Source organism: Streptococcus mitis (assembly GCF_026782865.1).
GTDB lineage: Bacteria > Bacillota > Bacilli > Lactobacillales > Streptococcaceae > Streptococcus > Streptococcus mitis_CG.
On sequence record NZ_JAKUXK010000003.1, the window covers coordinates 208,473 to 230,651 of the forward strand.

General features: G+C 40.6%; 20 protein-coding genes. 16 read left to right on the plus strand and 4 right to left on the minus strand.

The features are described from left to right. Position 1 precedes the first annotated feature (1 nt). From rplQ to MK482_RS01770, 4 genes are all read left to right on the plus strand, one after another. Positions 2-388: a 50S ribosomal protein L17 gene (rplQ, locus tag MK482_RS01755; protein WP_000331493.1), complete on the plus strand. Its 387-nt coding sequence runs from the start codon at positions 2-4 to the stop codon at positions 386-388. Positions 389-652: 264 nt separating this feature from the next. Next, positions 653-919 (plus strand): ACT domain-containing protein, encoded by a 267-nt coding sequence (locus MK482_RS01760; RefSeq protein ID WP_268717804.1) that lies wholly within the window; start codon positions 653-655, stop codon positions 917-919. Positions 920-928: 9 nt separating this feature from the next. After that, positions 929-2,266 (plus strand): PFL family protein, encoded by a 1,338-nt coding sequence (locus MK482_RS01765; RefSeq protein ID WP_268717805.1) that lies wholly within the window; start codon positions 929-931, stop codon positions 2,264-2,266. A gap of 244 nt (positions 2,267-2,510) precedes the next feature. Continuing rightward, positions 2,511-3,203 carry a histidine phosphatase family protein gene (locus tag MK482_RS01770; RefSeq protein WP_268717806.1) on the plus strand — a complete coding sequence of 231 codons (693 nt, stop codon included), beginning with the start codon at positions 2,511-2,513 and terminating at the stop codon, positions 3,201-3,203. Positions 3,204-3,305: 102 nt separating this feature from the next. Here the strand turns inward: MK482_RS01770 and MK482_RS01775 are convergent, their stop codons facing one another. The 3 genes from MK482_RS01775 to MK482_RS01785 are packed head-to-tail and all read right to left on the minus strand — an operon-like array spanning position 3,306 to position 7,098. Beyond that, entirely contained in the window at positions 3,306-4,964 is a 1,659-nt protein-coding gene (locus MK482_RS01775; RefSeq protein WP_268717807.1) for an ABC transporter permease, read from the minus strand. Then, the gene (locus MK482_RS01780) at positions 4,954-6,045 is read right to left on the minus strand and encodes an ABC transporter ATP-binding protein (protein ID WP_045612357.1); all 1,092 of its coding nucleotides are present in this window, start codon (positions 6,043-6,045) and stop codon (positions 4,954-4,956) included. The genes MK482_RS01775 and MK482_RS01780 overlap by 11 nt, the downstream gene beginning before the upstream one ends. A gap of 12 nt (positions 6,046-6,057) precedes the next feature. Beyond that, positions 6,058-7,098: an ABC transporter substrate-binding protein gene (locus tag MK482_RS01785; protein WP_045612356.1), complete on the minus strand. Its 1,041-nt coding sequence runs from the start codon at positions 7,096-7,098 to the stop codon at positions 6,058-6,060. A 318-nt stretch (positions 7,099-7,416) separates the two neighbouring features. Between MK482_RS01785 and leuS the strand changes: the two genes are divergently transcribed. The 5 genes from leuS (at position 7,417) to MK482_RS01810 (ending at position 13,176) form a co-directional block, all read left to right on the plus strand. Continuing rightward, complete coding sequence (gene leuS, locus MK482_RS01790) at positions 7,417-9,918, plus strand: leucine--tRNA ligase (RefSeq protein ID WP_045612354.1); 2,502 nt, start codon at positions 7,417-7,419, stop codon at positions 9,916-9,918. 92 nt (positions 9,919-10,010) lie between these two features. After that, positions 10,011-10,466: a MarR family transcriptional regulator gene (locus MK482_RS01795; protein ID WP_045612352.1), complete on the plus strand. Its 456-nt coding sequence runs from the start codon at positions 10,011-10,013 to the stop codon at positions 10,464-10,466. A gap of 56 nt (positions 10,467-10,522) precedes the next feature. Next, the gene (locus tag MK482_RS01800) at positions 10,523-11,755 is read left to right on the plus strand and encodes an acyl-CoA thioesterase/BAAT N-terminal domain-containing protein (protein WP_045612351.1); all 1,233 of its coding nucleotides are present in this window, start codon (positions 10,523-10,525) and stop codon (positions 11,753-11,755) included. Between the two features lie 297 nt (positions 11,756-12,052). Further along, on the plus strand, positions 12,053-12,748 hold the full coding sequence (locus tag MK482_RS01805; protein ID WP_001144927.1) for a GNAT family N-acetyltransferase: 696 nt from the start codon (positions 12,053-12,055) through the stop codon (positions 12,746-12,748). Positions 12,749-12,759: 11 nt separating this feature from the next. Beyond that, positions 12,760-13,176, plus strand: a complete 417-nt coding sequence (locus tag MK482_RS01810; RefSeq protein WP_045612349.1) for a GNAT family N-acetyltransferase — start codon at positions 12,760-12,762, stop codon at positions 13,174-13,176. A gap of 583 nt (positions 13,177-13,759) precedes the next feature. Here MK482_RS01810 and MK482_RS01815 read toward each other — a convergent pair. Further along, a complete protein-coding gene (locus MK482_RS01815) occupies positions 13,760-13,852 on the minus strand; it encodes a type I toxin-antitoxin system Fst family toxin (protein WP_000970294.1) in 93 nt (30 codons plus the stop codon). A 132-nt stretch (positions 13,853-13,984) separates the two neighbouring features. Here MK482_RS01815 and ruvB point away from each other — a divergent pair, with 132 nt between their 5' ends. From ruvB to bglA, 7 genes are all read left to right on the plus strand, one after another. Further along, positions 13,985-14,983 carry a Holliday junction branch migration DNA helicase RuvB gene (gene ruvB / locus MK482_RS01820; RefSeq protein WP_025169652.1) on the plus strand — a complete coding sequence of 333 codons (999 nt, stop codon included), beginning with the start codon at positions 13,985-13,987 and terminating at the stop codon, positions 14,981-14,983. Beyond that, positions 14,964-15,536 (plus strand): nucleotidyltransferase family protein, encoded by a 573-nt coding sequence (locus MK482_RS01825; protein WP_268717808.1) that lies wholly within the window; start codon positions 14,964-14,966, stop codon positions 15,534-15,536. Before ruvB ends, MK482_RS01825 begins: the two co-directional genes overlap by 20 nt. A gap of 336 nt (positions 15,537-15,872) precedes the next feature. Then, the gene (locus MK482_RS01830; protein WP_000466722.1) at positions 15,873-16,631 is read left to right on the plus strand and encodes an isoprenyl transferase; all 759 of its coding nucleotides are present in this window, start codon (positions 15,873-15,875) and stop codon (positions 16,629-16,631) included. 8 nt (positions 16,632-16,639) lie between these two features. Beyond that, complete coding sequence (locus MK482_RS01835; protein WP_049524343.1) at positions 16,640-17,443, plus strand: phosphatidate cytidylyltransferase; 804 nt, start codon at positions 16,640-16,642, stop codon at positions 17,441-17,443. 21 nt (positions 17,444-17,464) lie between these two features. Continuing rightward, a complete protein-coding gene (gene rseP / locus MK482_RS01840; protein WP_268717809.1) occupies positions 17,465-18,724 on the plus strand; it encodes an RIP metalloprotease RseP in 1,260 nt (419 codons plus the stop codon). Positions 18,725-18,736: 12 nt separating this feature from the next. Beyond that, positions 18,737-20,590: a proline--tRNA ligase gene (locus MK482_RS01845; protein ID WP_268717810.1), complete on the plus strand. Its 1,854-nt coding sequence runs from the start codon at positions 18,737-18,739 to the stop codon at positions 20,588-20,590. Positions 20,591-20,688: 98 nt separating this feature from the next. Beyond that, positions 20,689-22,068, plus strand: coding sequence for a 6-phospho-beta-glucosidase (bglA, locus tag MK482_RS01850; protein WP_261087220.1), 1,380 nt, complete (start codon positions 20,689-20,691; stop codon positions 22,066-22,068). The last annotated feature ends 111 nt before the right edge of the window (positions 22,069-22,179 follow it).

Sequence of the window (22,179 nt, forward strand, 5' to 3'; positions counted from 1 at the left end):
CATGGCTTACCGTAAACTAGGACGCACTAGCTCACAACGTAAAGCAATGCTTCGCGATTTGACAACTGACCTTTTGATCAACGAATCAATCGTGACAACTGAAGCTCGTGCTAAAGAAATCCGTAAAACTGTTGAAAAAATGATTACTCTAGGTAAACGTGGTGATTTGCATGCACGTCGTCAAGCAGCTGCTTTCGTACGTAATGAAATCGCATCTGAAAACTATGATGAAGCAACTGATAAGTACACTTCTACTACAGCACTTCAAAAATTGTTCTCAGAAATCGCACCTCGTTATGCTGAACGTAACGGTGGATACACTCGTATCCTTAAAACTGAACCACGTCGTGGTGATGCAGCGCCAATGGCGATCATCGAATTAGTATAAAATCATCAATTTTGTTGAGTGTTATGATGATGGAGTCTTGTGCTCTTAGTCTAGCTCTGGTCTACCGCTAGGATTTCGGTCCTAGCGGGAACACTCATCATAAGTTGGGATAGTAGACGCTTGTTTACGAAATTGTTTTTTTCTTAAGAACAACTTCGTAAGCAGGCGTTTTTGAGTATTTTCGTTAGAATTATGCTATACTATTTGAAAAGAATCCTGTTTAATGTTCAGGTTTCTTATTTTAAGAAGAATTGGAGTTTGCTTATGAAAGCGATTATAACTGTTGTTGGTAAAGATAAATCTGGAATTGTTGCAGGTGTTTCTGGTAAAATTGCAGAATTGGGTTTGAACATTGATGATATTTCTCAAACTGTCTTGGATGAATATTTCACGATGATGGCTGTCGTCTCTAGTGATGAAAAACAAGATTTCACTTATCTCCGTAATGAATTTGAAACTTTTGGGGAAACTTTGAATGTGAAAATCAATATTCAAAGTGCTGCAATTTTCGAAGCTATGTATAATATCTAGGAGGTGCACATGGATATTAGACAAGTTACTGAAACCATCGCCATGATTGAGGAGCAAAACTTCGATATCAGAACCATTACCATGGGAATTTCTCTTTTGGACTGTATCGATCCAGATATCAATCGTGCTGCGGAGAAAATTTATCAAAAGATTACGACCAAGGCAGCTAATTTAGTAGCTGTTGGGGATGAAATTGCAGCTGAGTTGGGAATTCCAATCGTTAATAAGCGTGTATCGGTGACTCCTATTTCTCTGATTGGAGCAGCGACAGATGCGACAGACTATGTGGTTCTGGCAAAAGCGCTTGATAAGGCTGCGAAAGAGATTGGTGTAGACTTTATCGGTGGTTTCTCTGCCTTGGTACAAAAGGGTTATCAAAAGGGAGATGAGATTCTCATCAATTCTATTCCGCGCGCTTTGGCTGAAACGGATAAGGTCTGCTCGTCAGTCAATATCGGCTCAACCAAATCTGGTATTAATATGACCGCTGTTGCAGATATGGGACGAGTTATCAAGGAAACGGCTAATCTATCAGATATGGGAGCGGCCAAGTTGGTTGTATTTGCTAATGCCGTTGAGGACAATCCGTTTATGGCAGGTGCTTTCCATGGTGTTGGGGAGGCAGATGTTATCATCAATGTCGGAGTTTCTGGTCCTGGTGTGGTGAAACGTGCCTTGGAAAAAGTTCGCGGGCAGAGCTTTGATGTAGTAGCCGAAACGGTCAAGAAGACTGCCTTCAAAATCACTCGTATCGGTCAATTGGTTGGTCAAATGGCTAGTGATAGACTGGGTGTGGAGTTTGGTATTGTGGACTTGAGCTTGGCGCCAACTCCTGCGGTTGGAGATTCTGTAGCACGTGTCCTAGAAGAAATGGGACTAGAGACAGTTGGTACGCATGGAACGACGGCTGCCTTGGCTCTCTTGAATGACCAAGTTAAGAAGGGCGGAGTGATGGCCTGCAACCAAGTCGGTGGTTTGTCTGGTGCCTTTATCCCTGTTTCTGAGGATGAAGGAATGATTGCTGCAGTGCAAAATGGCTCTCTTAATTTAGAAAAATTAGAAGCTATGACGGCTATCTGTTCTGTTGGTTTGGATATGATTGCTATACCAGAAGATACGCCAGCTGAAACCATTGCGGCCATGATTGCGGATGAAGCTGCAATTGGTGTCATTAACATGAAAACAACAGCTGTTCGAATCATTCCAAAAGGAAAAGAAGGCGAAATGATTGAGTTTGGTGGCCTGTTAGGAACTGCACCTGTTATGAAGGTCAATGGGGCTTCGTCTGTCGATTTCATCTCTCGTGGTGGACAAATTCCAGCACCAATTCATAGTTTTAAAAATTAAGAAAATAGGAGAAATTTTAAGTTCTATTTAAGGTTAGCTGTGTATACTATAATCATTAAATAAAGACCTCCTAATATTATTTGAAACAGATAACTCTGATTTAGTTTGAATTTGATTTTCATCTAATATCTTTATTTAATAGAACTCCTAAACTTTTTCATAATAATCTCCTGCAAAAGTCGCCTGTATGGGTGGCTTTTGTTTTATCATCCATGATATAATAGAGACAAACGGAGGACGGAAAATGGTAAAAGTACGATTGTATTTGGTACGTCATGGCAAGACTATGTTTAACACGATTGGTCGCGCGCAAGGTTGGAGCGATACTCCCTTAACAGCTGAAGGTGAGAGAGGGATTCAAGAATTAGGAATCGGTTTGCGAGAATCTGGTCTGCAGTTTGAGCGCGCTTATTCGAGTGATTCTGGCCGCACCATTCAAACTATGGGAATCATTCTTGACGAACTTGGCTTGCAAGGGAAAATCCCATATCGCATGGATAAGCGTATCAGAGAATGGTGTTTTGGTAGCTTTGACGGAGCCTACGATGGCGATCTTTTCATGGGCATTATTCCTCGTATCTTTAATGTGGACCATGTTCACCAATTGTCTTATGCTGAGCTGGCTGAGGGTTTAGTAGAGGTTGATACAGCCGGTTGGGCTGAAGGCTGGGAAAAGCTCAGTGGTCGAATCAAGGAAGGCTTTGAAGCGATTGCCAAAGAAATGGAAGGGCAGGGTGGAGGCAATGCCCTTGTCGTAAGCCACGGAATGACCATTGGAACCATTGTTTATCTGATTAATGGCATGCATCCGCATGGTCTCGATAATGGTAGCGTGACGATTCTTGAATATGAGGACGGCCAGTTTAGCGTTGAGGTTGTTGGTGACCGTAGTTACCGAGAACTAGGACGGAAGAAAATGGAGGAAGCCTCTATTTAATCAGTCTAGACTTGCTTGCTATGAAATAGGGATTTGATAGGAATATCAAGATAAGAAAAAACAGCCGAGGGTAATCCTTTCGGCTGTTTTTGATGGGGAAAACTAAAGTGTAATGCTATTGCTTTTAGAGATTTTCATAAACAAGAGCAAGGAACCTACTGTTAGAACAGTCAGGATCGTTGACAAGGCTGCGGCTACACCGTAATTTCCTCTTAGAACCTCTGTATAAATGGCTACAGTCATTGTTCTTGTTTTGACATTGTAGAGGAGGATAGAAGTAGATAGTTCTGAAATCATTGTGACCCAAGATAGGATGGCTCCAGAAATAATACCAGATAGCATCATTGGAGTTGTAATCTTGGCAAAGGTATTGAGACGGCTACTTCCTAAGCTTTCAGCAGCTTCTTCAATACTTGGTGCTATTTGTTGCAAGCTAGCAACAGATGAGCGAATAGTATAAGGCAATCTTCTGACAGATAGGGACATGATTAAGATGAAAGCTGTCCCTGTAATCATAAGAAATCCACTTCCAAATAGACCGGTATTGAAGGAAGAAATGAAGGCAATCCCTAGAACGGTTCCTGGTACAATATAAGGGACCATACTGAGGCTGTCAATTAAGTTTGTAAACAAATTCCGTTTTCTAACGGCTAGGTAGGAGATAAATGTTGCGAATAGGACAACTAGAACTAAGGCAATCAAAGGGATACGAATGGTATTGAAAATAGCAGATCCCATACGATTGAAAGCTACCTTGTAACTGTTTAGAGAATAACCTTTGACAAATACCATACCTGATGTTTTTAGGAAAGAAGTATAAATCAAGTAGACTTGAGGTAGAACAGAGAACAAGATAATTCCGTAGACTGTTGCATAAATGGCAGCCATTTTTCCTTTTGTAGTTTTTTTAGGTTCAATTGGATGGAGCGAATTCATGCTGAAACTGTAGCGATTTGAAATATATTTTTGGATAAGGAAAATTGCCAAGGCAATGATAATCGCCATAATTGCTAAAGCAGATGCAAAAGCAGAATTTCCTCCAACCTCGCTAATAAATTGGGTATAAATTAAGACGGGGAAAGTCCGATATCCTTCACCAATTAACATAGGCGTTCCAAAGTCTGAGAATGCTCTCATAAATACAAGTAGGGCAGCTGCTAGTAAGGTTGGAACTAGGAGAGGTAAAACAACAGTTACGATCCGCTTAAATCCGAAGGACCCCATGCTTTCAGCGGCTTCAAGTAGAGAATTGTCAATACTCTTCATTGTTCCAGCAACGTATAGAAATACTAGTGGGAATAGTTGCAGTGTGAAGACAAGCACAATTCCTTTGAATCCATAAATATCAATAGCTGGAAGATGAAGGGAATTTATCAAAAATTTAGTGATAACTCCATTTCGTCCCAGCAAGAGAATCCAGGAATAAGCTCCCACGAAAGGAGCTGACATGGAAGCAATGATAATCAATATTTGTAGAAATTTCTTTCCCTTGAAGTCATACATGGAAAAGAGATAAGCTAATAGGGTTCCTACAACTAAGGAAGTGACAGTAGCGGTAATGGAAACCTTGAAACTGTTGACAAGTGTCTCAGAGTAGTAGGCTTTACTAAAGAAAGTGACAAAATTAGCTAGTGAAAATTGTCCCTCATGTATGAGTGCTTGCTTGAGCACGGTAACGATAGGATAAACCAGAAAGACAAGATAGGTAAGAAAGATGAAGAAAGAGGAGGCTGTCCAAATATTTAGTTTTTTACGTTCCATGGTTGACTCCTTTTATCAGGTTTTGTGAACCATCTGCAGAAAAGACGTTTAATTTTTGAGTATTGATTCGTAGACGAATACGATCGCCTTTTTGTAGATCTTCTTCAAAAGTTGATTCTTCGCTAACTTGAATTTTTGAGGCAAAACCTGTCTCGATGAAGTATTCAGTATTCAGTCCAAGATAGACGCTATCGCTAATAGTTCCTTCAATATCTCCAGATTCATCTTTGATAAACTCTTCAGGACGAATGCTTACATGAATAGCTTGTGCCTCAGCCTGATCAAGAGCTGGCATTCGAAGAGCATAGCCATCTGAAAAGACGATATAAGCGCCGTCGCTCCGTTTTTCAAGAGTGGCAGGGATAATATTTGTGCGTCCGATAAAGGTAGCCACAAACTCATTAGCTGGTTTATGATAGAGTTCTTTTGGTCGACCGATTTGTTGGATGACTCCGTCTTTCATAACAGCAATTTGGTCTGAAATAGCCATAGCTTCTTCTTGGTCGTGGGTCACATAAACAGTTGTAATACCCACTTCGTGTTGGATTTCTCGAATAGCTTGACGCATATCCAAGCGAAGTTTGGCATCTAGGTTACTAAGTGGCTCGTCCATGAGGAGAACACTTGGATTAACAGCTAAGGCACGTGCCAAGGCGACACGTTGTTGTTGTCCACCACTAAGTTTATCGGGCTTTCGATCCGCATATTGAGCAATTTGCATGAGTTCAAGATATTTATTGGTCTGTTGTACCAATTCTTCTTTAGGGACTTTCTTTTGCTTGAGACCAAAAGCAACATTGTCTCGAACAGTCAAATGTGGGAAAATAGCGTAGTTTTGGAAAACCATGCCGATATTGCGTTTGCTGGGTTCCATATTATTGATTTTTGTATCATCGAAGTAAAATTCTCCGCCTTCGATACTGTTGAAACCTGCAATCATACGAAGAAGGGTCGTTTTCCCACACCCTGAAGGACCAAGGATGGTAAAGAGACTTCCTTTGGGAACTGTAATATTTAAATTATCAATAACAGGAACATCGTGGTAGATTTTTTTGGCGTTAATAATTTTGATCTCACTCATAGTGAACCTCTTTTACTGTTTAGATTGGATATCTGTAAAAATATCATTGTACTTTTTAAGAATAGCAGATTTGTTTTTAATGACATAATCGGAATCTTCAGTGGCAATATTGATTTCTGTCATAGCCTTCATATTTTTATTGGTTCTAGCATTTTTACGAATGGGTCTGATTGTTGTTTCAGTTCCTAGCTTATCTTGGATTTCTTGAGAAAGGAGGAAATCGATAAATTTCTTGGCATTTTCCATGTGTTTGGCATTTTTGATGATAGCTGCGTTACCAGGTAAAAAGACGGTTCCTTCTTTTGGATAAATGACTTTTACATCAACCCCATCATTTAAGAGTTTTAAGGCAGGGTCTTCATAGGTGAGTCCAACAGCCATTTCCCCATCGGCGACAGCTTTGTAAACATTTGAAGAGCTAGATGCAATTTTTCCATCTACTAGGGTAAATAGATTTTTCACATAGGTCCAAGCTTGTTCATTTTCGTATCCACCTTGGTCTACAAGCATGTTTGTTAATTGAGCAAAAGCGCTAGAAGCATTACTTGGATCAGCAGTTGCGATTTTTCCTTTTAATTTAGGATTGAGTAGATCATTGTAGCCTTCAATTTTAATATCTTTTGTAAGAGCTGAATTGGCAATGATAACACTAACATCAAGTGTATAAGGTGTGTAGAATCCTGTTTTATTTTGATATTCAGGGATTATCTGGTCATTTTCTTGGGAAATATAAGGTTCAAAAAGATTTTCGTTAGAAGAGAAGAGGGCGTAGGAGCCTCCGAAAATGACATCGGCTACTGGGGATTCTTTTTCGGCCTCAGCTTTTTTGAACAATTCACCCGTGCTGGCTTGTACTAAGTCAACCTTAATACCATATTTTTCTTCGAAGGCTGGGACTGTTTCTTCGATAAGGTCTTCAGGGTTAGGCGAGTAGACAACCAAAGTGCTATCTGAATCTTTTTCAGTGCTAGTTTCCGCTTCTGTTGTTGAAGAACATCCTGATAAAGTAAGAAATATCCATCCACAAGAGAGAAAGAATAGTAGTTTTTTCATAAGAATCTCCTTTTTACGAACATTTTCTCTACCTAGATTGTTAATGTTTTTAAATTGTAGAGTTCTACAGGATATAATAAAAACCTTAAAGAAATCTAAAACGGGGAATATGAGTCAAAGGCGTTAGGGGGAAAAAGATGGAAGAGACAAATAATCGATATAAGTTAATTTCAAGTGCTAGCTAATTTTTTATACTGCTAAATAAGCTGGATTTGCGATTCAGTCTTTCTTGGCATACAAGCCCAAAAGAACATTTCTCGTCTTTCAAATTCCCTCAAAAATGGTATAATAGTAACATCACAAAATTGGAGAGAGACCATGAGTTTTTACAATCATAAAGAAATTGAGCCTAAGTGGCAGGGCTACTGGGCAGAACATCATACATTTAAGACAGGAACAGATGCATCAAAACCTAAGTTTTATGCTCTTGATATGTTTCCTTATCCGTCTGGAGCGGGTCTGCACGTAGGACATCCAGAAGGTTATACCGCAACGGATATCCTCAGCCGTTTCAAACGTGCGCAAGGATACAATGTCCTTCACCCAATGGGTTGGGATGCTTTTGGTTTGCCTGCAGAGCAATACGCTATGGATACAGGTAATGACCCAGCAGAATTTACAGCTGAGAACATTGCCAACTTCAAACGCCAAATCAATGCGCTTGGATTTTCTTATGACTGGGATCGTGAAGTCAATACAACAGATCCAAACTACTACAAGTGGACCCAATGGATTTTCACTAAGCTTTACGAAAAAGGCTTGGCCTATGAAGCGGAAGTGCCAGTAAACTGGGTTGAGGAATTGGGAACAGCCATCGCCAACGAAGAGGTTCTTCCTGACGGAACTTCTGAGCGTGGAGGCTATCCAGTTGTCCGCAAGCCAATGCGCCAATGGATGCTCAAAATCACGGCTTACGCAGAGCGCTTGCTCAATGATTTAGATGAACTAGATTGGCCGGAGTCTATCAAGGACATGCAACGCAACTGGATTGGGAAATCAACTGGTGCTAATGTAACTTTTAAAGTTAAGGGAACAGACAAGGAATTCACAGTCTTTACCACTCGTCCGGACACCCTTTTCGGTGCGACTTTCACTGTTTTGGCTCCTGAACATGATTTGGTTGACGCTATCACAAGTCCAGAGCAAGCAGAGGCAGTAGCAGACTATAAACACCAAGCTAGCCTTAAGTCTGACTTGGCTCGTACAGACCTTGCCAAAGAAAAAACTGGTGTTTGGACTGGTGCTTATGCCATCAACCCTGTCAATGGTAAGGAAATTCCAATCTGGATTGCCGACTATGTTCTTGCTAGTTACGGAACAGGTGCCGTTATGGCTGTGCCTGCCCACGATCAACGTGACTGGGAATTTGCCAAACAATTTGACCTTCCAATCGTAGAAGTACTTGAAGGTGGAAATGTAGCAGAAGCTGCCTACACAGAAGATGGCCTTCACGTTAATTCAGACTTCCTAGATGGACTCAACAAAGAAGACGCAATTGCTAAGATTGTGGCTTGGTTGGAAGAAAAAGGCTGTGGTCAAGAGAAGGTGACCTACCGTCTCCGCGACTGGCTCTTTAGCCGTCAACGTTACTGGGGTGAGCCAATTCCTATCATTCATTGGGAAGACGGAACTTCAACAGCTGTTCCTGAAAATGAATTGCCACTTGTCTTGCCAGTAACCAAGGATATCCGTCCTTCAGGTACTGGTGAAAGTCCACTAGCTAATTTGACAGATTGGCTTGAAGTGACTCGTGAAGATGGTGTCAAAGGTCGTCGCGAGACCAACACAATGCCACAATGGGCAGGTTCAAGCTGGTACTACCTCCGCTATATTGACCCGCACAATACTGAGAAATTGGCCGATGAGGAGCTCCTCAAACAATGGTTGCCAGTAGATATCTACGTGGGTGGTGCAGAGCATGCCGTTCTTCACTTGCTTTATGCTCGTTTCTGGCACAAATTCCTCTATGACCTCGGTGTTGTTCCAACTAAGGAACCATTCCAAAAACTCTTTAACCAAGGGATGATTTTGGGAACCAGCTACCGTGACCACCGTGGGGCTCTTGTGGCGACTGACAAGGTTGAAAAACGTGACGGTTCCTTCTTCCATGTAGAAACAGGTGAAGAGTTAGAGCAAGCGCCAGCTAAGATGTCTAAATCGCTCAAGAACGTGGTTAACCCTGACGATGTGGTGGAACAATACGGTGCCGATACCCTTCGTGTTTATGAAATGTTTATGGGACCACTTGATGCTTCGATTGCTTGGTCAGAAGAAGGTCTGGAAGGAAGCCGTAAGTTCCTTGACCGTGTTTACCGCTTGATTACAAGTAAAGAAATAGCTGCGGAAAACAATGGCGCTCTTGACAAAGTTTACAACGAAACTGTTAAAGCTGTCACAGAACAAATCGAATCCCTCAAATTCAACACAGCCATTGCCCAACTTATGGTCTTTGTCAATGCAGCTAACAAGGAAGACAAGCTTTATGCAGACTACGCCAAAGGCTTTATCCAATTGATTGCACCATTTGCGCCTCACTTGGCAGAAGAGCTCTGGCAAACAGTTGCAGCAACAGGTGAGTCAATCTCTTATGTGGCTTGGCCAACTTGGGACGAAAGCAAATTGGTTGAAGACGAAATCGAAATTGTCGTCCAAATCAAAGGTAAAGTCCGTGCCAAACTCATGGTCGCTAAAGACCTATCACGAGAAGAATTGCAAGAGATTGCTCTAGCTGATGAAAAAGTCAAAGCAGAAATTGACGGTAAGGACATCGTAAAAGTAATTGCGGTACCGAATAAATTGGTTAATATTGTTGTGAAATAAGATAAGAATCCTTCAGAGTAGAATCTGGAGGATTTTTTATTTGACAGGAAGTTTCTGTTTTGTTAATATGATTAACAAAGAAAAGAGAGATTATGGATAAAAAAGAATTTATTGCATTTAATAATCGTTTCAATAGATTTATTTTAGCGTTTGACCAGTTAAAAAAAAATCAACATAAAAGTGGTGTTGACAAATCCATTACTTTGAATGAGGTACATTTGATTGTTGTGATTGGGGAAAATCAGCCCTTAAATCTAGTAAAATTATCTGAATTATTAGAAGTTTCAAGAAGTGCAATAACTCAAAGTGTTAGGAGATTGATTCAAAAAAATTTAGTTGTTTTTGATTTTGATCCGAATAATGGGAAAAATAAATATTTGAGATTATCTGAAAAAGGCATCGAAATTTTTAAAATCCATAAGGAGCAACAAGCATATATTGAAAAATCAATCTTTTTAGTTTTAAACAACTATAGCGAGGTGGAACTTAAAACAGTTGTGAAATTGATGGATGATATTGAAAAGGTGTGGGGAGAATTACCGTGGTAAAAGTCACGGTAAATTTCAAATATAATTGTTAAGTGAATTAACAAAAAGGAGAAGATATGACTGTAAACATAGAACTGATTTCACAAACAGATTTAGCGGATGAATCTTTTTATATTGCTATTAATGGTTTAGAACCAAGGGCAATGTATTGTGTAGAAATGTACCTGTCTGATTATTACTGTATAAATGCTCCCTTGCTTTTAGATCATGATGTTATATGGAAATCAACCGCAATTTTTTTATCTGATCAGGACGGTATGATTGATACCTCTCAGACAGCATCTATTTCGGGATCTTATAAAGGAGTTTCAGAAATGGGATTATTCTTTAATGCGAAACCGTTGAAGAATAGGAAAAGGAGATTACCGAGTTCTCTTGATAGAATTCCATTACGAGATTGTTTTGGTGTTGAAATTAAAATCAGGCTGGGGAAAGATGTGGTCGCGAAGCAAAGTTTTGTAAGGCGTTATATGAATCTGGGAATAAGGTATCAAGATATTTATGATAAGCATTTTCAAGGTCGATTATTTTATGATGAAAAATTAAGAAGGGCGCCAGCCGTGATTATTGTTAGCGGTAGTGAGGGAAGAATTGAAAAAGCTCAGAATATTGCCCAACTTTTATCTTCAAGAGGCTATATTTGTCTTGCAATAGCTTATTTTGGTTTAGAGGGATTACCCCAAAATTTAGAACGAATTCCAATAGAATGTCTGGAAGAAGCGAAAGATTTTCTATACCATCATCCTCAAGTTGATAATACAAAAATAGGAATATATGGTCGCTCTAAAGGAGCAGAGCTTGTTCTGGCTGGACAAAGTATTTTGGATGATGTGCAATGTTTAGTACTCAATTCTCCCTCAAATGTAATATTTGAGGGAATAAAGGGAAAACTCAATTCTAATTCATCTTCTTGGACATATTTACAAAAGGAACTTCCTTATCAAAAATTTCAGTTAGGAGATTATTTGTTAAACAAGTTTTTTGGAAAACATATTCCTGAAGATAGTAGGGCTCAGATTGATTTGAGTAAAATTTCCTCCCCTTTATTATTACTAGGAAGCGATGTTGATGAAATATGGAATGCATCATCCGCGATAGATGATATCATTTCACATTATAAAGGGGAATCCATTTTGTTTAAAAAATACCATGAAACAGGGCATATGTTGACGGTTGCTTATCAACCGAATCATCGTTATCGAAAAGATTGGCACTTATTAATGAAAGAAAGTGTAGACTCGTGGTTTACTACGATAAATTTTTTTGATATACATCTGAAAAATTTGTAGACAGTGTTGAACCGTACTATAATAGTCCCAACTAAGATAAAAACACAGTTCTGGTTGGTAGTCCAGTCTACAAAAGCAAACACTAAAACAAGAGAAATTTGAATACAAACAGTAAAAAATAGAGAGAAGCATAAGGGGCATTAACTCACTCGTTCCCATATTTGATTATTCCTCCATAAAGTGGATGGATGATTTTTATAAGAGGAGTTTGCATTATTGAATAGAAAACCAAGTGTTTCCTAAAATTTTCATTGAGATATGTTATACTATATTCAATAAGTGAATAAGGAGAAAGCTATGCCAGTAAATGAATATGGTCAGATGATTGGTGAGTCAATGGAAGGTTATACACCAGGTGAACTGCCTTCTATTGATTTCTTAGAAGGGCGATATGCTCGAATAGAAGCTCTTTCAGTGGAAAAGCATACGGAGGATTTATTAGCTGTTTATGGTCCGGATACTCCTCGGGAGATGTGGACCTACCTTTTTCAGGAACCAGTGGCAGATATGGAGGAGCTGGTTACCCTTTTAAATCAGATGTTAGCTCGTAAGGACCGTTTTTACTATGCAATCATAGACAAGGAAACTGGTAAGGTTTTGGGAACTTTTTCTCTCATGCGTATTGACCAGAATAACCGAGTAATAGAAGTGGGAGCTGTCACTTTTTCTCCAGAGCTCAGGGGGACACGAATAGGGACAGAAGCCCAGTATCTCCTGGCGCGCTATGTTTTCGAGGAGCTTAACTATCGTCGCTATGAGTGGAAATGCGATGCTCTTAACCTGCCATCAAGACGAGCAGCGGAACGTTTGGGCTTTATTTATGAAGGAACCTTCCGTCAGGCAGTGGTTTATAAGGGGCGCACGAGGGATACGGATTGGTTGTCTATAATTGATAAGGATTGGCCCAAAGTAAAATCTCGTTTGGAAACATGGTTGCGTCCTGAAAATTTTGACAAAAATGGACAGCAGTACAAGAGCTTGAGAGAACTCTAAGAGGTGTTGAGATGATTACTATTAAAAAGCAAGAAATTGTCAAGCTAGAGGATGTTTTGCATCTCTATCAGGTTGTCGGTTGGACAAATTATACCCATCAACCAGAGATGCTGGAGCAGGCCTTATCTCATTCATTAGCGATTTATGTGGCACTTGATGGTGATGCTGTGGTGGGCTTGATTCGTTTGGTTGGCGATGGATTCTCATCAGTATTGGTTCAGGATTTAATTGTTTTACCAATCTATCAGCGTCAAGGGATTGGTAGCGCCTTGATGAAAGAGGCTTTAGAGGATTACAAAGATGCCTATCAAGTCCAGCTGGTGACAGACCAGACAGAAAGAACCTTGGGCTTCTATCGTTCTATGGGCTTTGAAATCTTATCCACCTATAATTGTATAGGGATGACTTGGGTGAATCGTAAAAAATAACAAAACTTGTTTTTTTCTTAAGCAAAGTTTAAGGCTGGTCTAGTATCATATAGTCATTAAATAAAGACCTCCTAACTTTATTTAATGAAATCCTAAAACTTTTTTTCATCATAATCTCCTAATGAAGCCACCCAATCAGGTGGCTTTTTTCGTGGATAGGTGATGGTGATAGATTTTTTTTTGCAAAATAGTAAAATTTGAGAAAAGTTAAGCTAGTTTTAAGCTTTGTCTTGTATCATATAGTTATTAAATAAAGACCTCCTAACTTTATTTAATAAAATCCTAAACTTTTCTTTTTCATAATAATCTCCCTTAACTCCACCCAATCAGGTGGAGTTTTTTGGTTCTATTTCAGGCTTTTGGGGACTATTCTAAAAATAGTTTTCCGATAACTTTCGCTTAATCTTGTAAAATTCATTGGACAGATTCTAAAGTTGGAGAAGCTGAATGGATGAGGATATAAATCTTTGACAAAATTCGTGAACTGTGGGATAATGGAGAGGAATTAAGGATTAGTTCTATACCATGGACTAGAAAAGACCCCAAGCTAACTTCCACATTAAGCTTGGGGTCTTTTTTGACACTATCTATCTTTGTTTAGCCATTTATCGACTAAGCGAAGGATGACACCGACCACAATCGGTCCGATGATAGTTTTAAGGATTAGTTCCATCATGGGCTATTTCACCTCCTTTCGTAGGCGGTGTAGCAGTGCCGTAGAATATTATACCACATAAGTGTTAAACTCGGGAGGCACCAATCCAGTGGCTTTTTTGTTTGTGGCTTGGTTTTTTGATATAATAGAGCCATGAGTAGAATTTTAGATAATGAGATAATGGGGGATGAGGAGTTAGTGGAACGCACGCTCCGTCCTCAGTATTTACGTGAATATATTGGGCAGGATAAAGTCAAGGACCAGCTTCAAATCTTTATAGAAGCTGCCAAAATGCGGGATGAAGCGCTGGATCATGTGCTTTTATTTGGCCCTCCAGGCTTGGGAAAAACGACCATGGCTTTTGTAATTGCCAACGAACTGGGAGTAAATCTCAAGCAGACTTCGGGTCCAGTCATTGAAAAAGCTGGGGATTTGGTAGCGATTTTGAATGACTTAGAGCCTGGGGATGTTCTCTTTATTGATGAGATTCATCGTTTGCCCATGTCGGTGGAAGAGGTGCTTTATAGTGCTATGGAGGACTTCTACATTGATATCATGATTGGGGCTGGTGAAGGCAGTCGCAGTGTTCATTTGGAGTTGCCACCTTTCACTTTGATTGGTGCGACGACTCGGGCTGGTATGCTCTCAAATCCGCTACGGGCACGTTTTGGAATTACAGGTCACATGGAGTATTATGCCCATGCTGACTTGACGGAAATTGTTGAGCGGACGGCAGATATTTTTGAGATGGAAATCACTCATGAGGCAGCATCTGAATTAGCCCTACGTAGTCGTGGAACCCCTCGTATTGCCAATCGTCTCCTCAAACGCGTGCGCGATTTTGCCCAGATTATGGGGAATGGGGTTATCGATGATCTTATTACTGATAAGGCTTTGACTATGCTGGATGTTGACCATGAAGGTCTGGACTATGTGGACCAGAAAATCCTTCGCACCATGATTGAGATGTACGGTGGTGGTCCTGTTGGTCTAGGAACTCTTTCTGTTAACATAGCAGAAGAGCGTGAGACAGTTGAAGACATGTATGAGCCCTACTTGATTCAAAAAGGTTTTATCATGCGGACACGGTCTGGGCGGGTGGCGACTGCTAAGGCATATGAGCATTTAGGGTATGAATATATTGAAAAATAAGGCTGAAATTTTAGACTCTTTCAGAGAAAATCCGGATATGATGGCTATTTTGACTATCATCCGAAACTTGGAGTTGACAGATTCCTGGTTGGCAGCAGGTTCTGTCAGAAATTTTATCTGGAATCTCTTGTCAGACAAATCCCCTTTTGACTGTGAAACAGATGTAGATGTAATTTTCTTTGATCCAGATATTTCTTACGAGGAAACCTTGTCCCTAGAGAAAAAACTGCGAGAGGACTTTCCTCAGTACCAGTGGGAGTTGAAAAATCAGGTCTATATGCACCAGCACAGTCCTCACACTTCTCCCTATACCAGTTCTCGTGATGCTATGAGTAAGTATCCAGAACGATGTACGGCTGTTGGACTACGCTTGAATGAAGAATCAGATTTTGAACTCTATGCACCTTATGGTTTGGAGGATATTTTGAATTTTCAAGTTCGTCCAACTCCTCATTTCTTAGAAAATGAAGACCGAATGGAACTCTATCAAACACGTTTATCCAAGAAAAATTGGCAGGAGAAATGGAAAAATTTGATTTTTAAAAATACTTAAGGAAACTTTAAGCTAGGAAGTGTATACTAAGTTCATAAGTTAAGAAGACCTTAACTTAAACTCCTAAAACTTTTTCATAATAATCTCCCTATAAAAAATAAAGTCGCCCAATCAGGCGGCTTATTTTTTTGGAAATGGGCTTTGTGCCTGAGAATAATACTCAATGAAAATCAAAGAGCAAACTAGGAAGCTAGCCGCAGGCTGTACTTGAGTACGGCAAGGTGAAGCTGACGTGGTTTGAATTTGATTTTCGAAGAGTATAAATAGCTTAGTGATAGAAGAAAATAGGGAAATATGGTATAATGAAACGATAGATTTTTGAATAGGAATAAGATCATGTTTGGATTTTTTAAGAAAGATAAGGCTGTGGAAGTAGAGGTTCCGACACAGGTTCCCGCTCATATCGGCATCATCATGGATGGCAATGGCCGTTGGGCTAAGAAACGTATGCAACCGCGAGTTTTTGGACACAAGGCGGGCATGGAAGCATTGCAAACTGTAACCAAGGCAGCCAACAAACTAGGCGTTAAGGTTATTACGGTCTATGCTTTTTCTACGGAAAACTGGACCCGTCCAGATCAGGAAGTCAAGTTCATCATGAACTTGCCAGTAGAGTTTTATGATAATTATGTCCCGGAATTGCATGCGAATAATGTTAAGATTCAAATGATTGGGGAAACGGACCGCCTGCCTAAGCAAACCTTTGAAGCTCTGACCAAGGCTGAGGAATTAACCAAGAACAACACAGGATTAATTCTTAATTTTGCCCTCAACTATGGTGGACGTGCTGAGATTACACAGGCTCTTAAGTTGATTTCTCAGGATGTGTTAGATGCCAAAATCAACCCAGGTGACATCACAGAGGAATTGATTGGTAATTATCTTTTTACCCAGCATTTGCCTAAGGAGTTACGAGATCCAGACTTGATTATCCGTACTAGTGGAGAATTGCGTTTGAGCAATTTCCTTCCATGGCAGGGAGCCTATAGTGAGCTCTATTTTACGGACACCTTGTGGCCTGATTTTGACGAGGCGGCCTTGCAGGAAGCCATTCTTGCCTACAATCGTCGTCATCGCCGATTTGGAGGAGTTTAGGAGGAAATATGACACAGGATTTACAGAAAAGAACCTTGTTTGCAGGGATTGCACTGGCTATTTTCCTACCGATTTTAATGATTGGGGGACTCTTGCTTCAGATAGCAATTGGAATCATAGCCATGCTAGCCATGCATGAACTTTTGAAGATGAGAGGTCTAGAGACCATGACGATGGAGGGCCTCTTGACCCTCTTTGCAACCTTTGCCTTGACCATTCCCTTGGAGAATTACCTGACTTTTTTGCCAGTTGATGGGAATGTGGTTGCCTATAGTGTTTTGATTTCAATCATGTTAGGAACGACTGTGTTTAGCAAGTCGTATACGATTGAGGATGCGGTTTTCCCTCTTGCTATGAGTTTCTACGTGGGCTTTGGTTTTAATGCTCTATTAGATGCTAGAATTGCAGGGTTAGATAAGGCACTATTAGCCTTGTGTATCGTCTGGGCGACAGACAGTGGTGCCTATCTTGTTGGGATGAACTATGGTAAACGAAAGTTAGCTCCGACAGTTTCTCCAAATAAAACCTTTGAGGGTGCCTTGGGTGGTATTTTAGGTGCGATTTTAGTAACTATTATCTTTATGATAGTTGACAGTACAGTTGCTCTTCCGTATGGAATTTACAAGATGTCAGTCTTTGCTATTTTCTTTAGCATTGCTGGACAATTTGGTGATTTATTAGAAAGTTCGATCAAGCGTCACTTTGGTGTCAAGGATTCTGGGAAATTTATTCCTGGACATGGTGGTGTTTTGGATCGTTTTGATAGTATGTTGCTTGTATTTCCAATTATGCACTTGTTTGGACTCTTTTAATCAAAAGACGGAGGAAATACTATGCTCGGAATTTTAACCTTTATTCTGGTTTTTGGGATTATTGTAGTGGTGCACGAGTTCGGACACTTCTACTTTGCCAAGAAATCAGGGATTCTAGTGCGTGAATTTGCCATTGGCATGGGACCCAAGATCTTTGCTCATATTGGCAAGGATGGAACGGCCTATACCATTCGCATCTTGCCTCTGGGAGGCTACGTTCGCATGGCCGGTTGGGGTGATGATACAACTGAAATCAAGACAGGAACTCCTGTCAGTTTGACGCTTACTGATGATGGTAAGGTTAAACGCATCAATCTCTCAGGTAAAAAATTGGATCAAACAGCTCTTCCTATGCAGGTGACCCAATTTGACTTTGAAGACAAGCTCTTTATCAAAGGACTGGTTCTGGAAGAAGAAAAAACATTTGCAGTGGATCACGACGCAACGGTTGTGGAAGCAGATGGAACTGAGGTTCGGATTGCACCTTTAGATGTTCAATATCAAAATGCGACTATCTGGGGGAAACTCATTACTAACTTTGCAGGCCCCATGAACAACTTTATCTTAGGTGTCGTTGTTTTCTGGATTTTAATCTTCATGCAGGGTGGTGTCAGAGATGTTGATACCAACCAGTTCCATGTCATGCCCCAAGGAGCCTTAGCTAAGGTAGGAGTGCCAGAAACAGCTCAGATTACCAAGATCGGCTCACATGAAATTAGCAACTGGGAAAGTTTGATTCAGGCTGTGGAATCAGAAACCAAAGATAAGACGGCCCCGACCTTGGATGTGACTATTTCTGAAAATGGTAGTGACAAACAAGTCACTGTTACTCCGGAAGAAAGTCAAGGCCGTTACCTTCTAGGTGTTCAACCGGGGATTAAGTCAGATTTTCTATCCATGTTTGTAGGTGGTTTTACAACTGCTGCTGACTCAGCTCTCCGAATTCTCTCAGCTCTGAAAAATCTGATTTTTCAACCGGATTTGAACAAGCTAGGTGGACCTGTTGCTATCTTTAAGGAAAGTAGTGATGCTGCTAAAAATGGAATTGAGAATGTCTTGTACTTCTTGGCAATGATTTCCATCAATATTGGGATTTTTAATCTTATTCCGATTCCAGCCCTGGATGGTGGTAAGATTGTGCTCAATATCCTGGAAGCCATTCGCCGTAAACCATTAAAACAAGAAATTGAAACCTATGTCACCTTGGCCGGAGTGGTCATCATGGTTGTCTTGATGATTGCTGTGACTTGGAATGACATCATGCGACTCTTTTTTAGATAATCGAGGAATATTATGAAACAAAGTAAAATGCTTATCCCAACGCTTCGCGAAATGCCAAGTGATGCTCAAGTTATCAGCCATGCTCTTATGTTGCGCGCTGGTTATGTTCGTCAAGTATCTGCAGGTGTTTATTCTTACTTACCACTTGCCAACCGTGTGATTGAAAAAGCTAAAAACATCATGCGCCAAGAATTCGACAAGATTGGTGCCGTTGAGATGTTGGCTCCAGCCCTTCTCAGTGCAGAGTTGTGGCGCGAATCAGGTCGTTACGAAACTTATGGTGAAGACCTTTACAAACTAAAAAACCGCGAAAAATCAGACTTTATCCTAGGCCCAACTCACGAAGAAACCTTTACAACTATTGTTCGTGATTCTGTTAAGTCTTACAAGCAATTACCACTTAACCTTTATCAAATCCAGCCTAAGTATCGTGATGAGAAACGCCCACGTAATGGACTTCTACGTACGCGTGAGTTTATTATGAAAGACGGTTATAGCTTCCACTCTAATTATGATAGCTTAGATGTAACTTATGATGAATACAAGGCTGCCTATGAGCGTATTTTCACTCGTAGTGGTTTAGACTTCAAGGCTATCATCGGTGACGGTGGAGCCATGGGTGGTAAGGACAGCCAAGAATTTATGGCCATTACACCTGCTCGTACAGACCTTGACCGCTGGGTTGTCTTGGACAAGTCAGTTGCCTCATTTGATGAAATTCCTACAGAAGTGCAAGAAGAGATTAAGGCAGAATTGCTTAAGTGGATGGTTTCTGGTGAAGATACTATTGCCTACTCAAGTGAGTCTAGTTATGCGGCTAACTTGGAAATGGCAACAAATGAGTACAAACCAAGCAACCGTGTTGTCGCTGAAGAAGAAGTGACTCGTGTTGCAACACCAGATGTTAAATCAATTGATGAAGTTGCAGCCTTCCTCAATGTTCCAGAAGAACAAACAATCAAAACTCTCTTTTACATGGCAGATGGTGAGCTTGTTGCAACCCTTCTAGTTGGAAATGACCAACTCAACGAAGTCAAGTTGAAAAACTACTTGGGAGCAGATTTCTTTGACGTTGCTAGCGAAGAAGAAGTGGCGAATCTTGTTCAAGCAGGATTTGGTTCACTTGGCCCAGTTGGTTTGCCAGAGAATGTTAAAATCATTGCAGATCGTAAGGTGCAAGATGTCCATAATGCAGTTGTGGGTGCTAACGAAGATGGCTATCACTTGACTGGTGTGAACCCAGGTCGTGACTTTACTGCAGAATATGTGGATATCCGTGAAGTTCGTGAGGGTGAAATTTCTCCAGACGGACAAGGTGTCCTTAACTTTGCGCGTGGTATCGAAATTGGTCACATCTTTAAACTCGGTACTCGTTACTCAGCAAGCATGGGAGCAGATGTCTTGGATGAAAATGGCCGTGCTGTACCAATCATTATGGGTTCATATGGTATCGGTGTCAGCCGTCTACTTTCAGCAGTGATGGAGCAACACGCTCGCCTCTTTGTTAACAAAACACCAAAAGGTGAATACCGTTACGCTTGGGGAATCAACTTCCCTAAAGAATTGGCGCCATTTGATGTTCACTTGATCACTGTCAATGTCAAGGATGAAGAAGCGCAAGCCTTGACAGAAAAACTTGAAGCAAGCTTGATGGGAGCAGGTTACGAAGTCTTGACAGACGACCGTAATGAACGTGTCGGAGTCAAATTCAGCGATAGCGACTTGATTGGATTACCAATCCGTATTACTATTGGTAAAAAAGCGGCCGATGGCATCGTAGAAGTGAAGATTAAAGCGACTGGTGACACCATCGAAGTTCATGCAGATAACTTGCTTGAAACGCTTGAAATTCTCAGCAAGAAATAAAAACTATAATCAGAAGAAAAACAAGGAAAAAATGTAACTAGTTTTTACCTTGTTTTTTCTGTATAATGGGAAAAATGAGTAGATAAAGAGGTAAATGTATGCTAAGATTTCCAAAGGATTTTGTCTGGGGATCCTCTACTTCTGGGCCGCAGACAGAAGGACGTATAGCTGGTGACGGTAAGGGAGATAATCTCTGGGATTATTGGTACCAAGTGGAGCCAAATCGCTACTATAATGGAATTGGTCCAGATAAGACATCGACCTTTTATGAAAACTGGGAAAAGGATATTGAGCTACTGTTAGAAACTGGTCACACGGCCTTTCGGACTTCTATTCAGTGGTCACGGATTTTTCCACAAGGGCGTGGGGAAGTCAATCCTCAAGGTGTAGACTTTTACCGTAAGGTCTTTGAGGCTATTAAGGCTAAAGGTATTCGTCTTTTAGTGAATCTTTATCATTTTGATTTGCCTTTTGCTCTTCAAGAAGCTGGTGATGGTTGGGAAAATAAGGCGACTGTCTCATCCTATGAAGACTATGCTCGTTTTTGTTTTGAGACTTATGGAGATTTAGTGGATCAATGGATTACCTTTAACGAGCCCATCGTTCCTGTAGAGTTTGGCTATTTTTACGATGCCCATTATCCACATAAGGTGGATGCAGAGGCAGCAGTTAAAGTAGCTTATCATACACAATTGGCCAGCAGTCGTGCTGTCAAGGCTTGTCATGAACTTTTGCCTGATTCCAAGATTGGGATTGTCCTCAACTTGACACCGGCTTATCCACGTAGCCAGCATCCTGCTGATGTCAAGGCTGCTCGTATTGCGGACCTTTTTCAGGCCCAATCTTTCTTAGATCCGTCTGTTTTGGGGACTTATCCACAGGAGTTGGTAGAAATCTTGCATGAATACGGTCTCTTGCCTGATGCTACAGAGGAGGAGTTGGAGCTCATTCGTGATAATACGGTGGACTTCCTTGGTGTCAACTACTATCAACCTTTACGTGTTATGGCTCCTCGATTTGCTAAGAATCCAGAGAGTCCTCTTTTGCCAGAACATTTTTACGAGCCTTATGTGATGCCTGGACGTAAAATCAATCCTCATCGTGGCTGGGAGATTTATGAGCAAGGGATTTATGACATTTCCCAAAATATCAAGGAAAATTATGGCAATATTGAGTGGATGTTGACAGAGAATGGTATGGGTGTTGAAGGGGAAGAAAAATTCCGTGAGAATGGAATGATTCAAGATGATTATCGTATTGATTTTGTAAAAGGTCATCTTCGTGAACTGCACCGTGCTATTGAAGATGGAGCTAACTGTAAAGGATACTTAATCTGGACCTTTATCGATTGCTGGTCATGGCTTAACAGCTATAAAAATCGCTATGGCTTGGTCGAATTAGACTTGGAAACGCAAGAACGTCGTCTGAAGAAATCAGGGCACTGGTTCAAGGAATTAAGCGATAATAATGGATTTTAAAAAGGACTCTGACTGATTATCCTAATTGGTCAGAGTCTTTTGCTTACAGGAGAGTAATTTGAACTATACCAATTTTTACTCTTGACAAGTGAAAGAAACAAGTATATACTG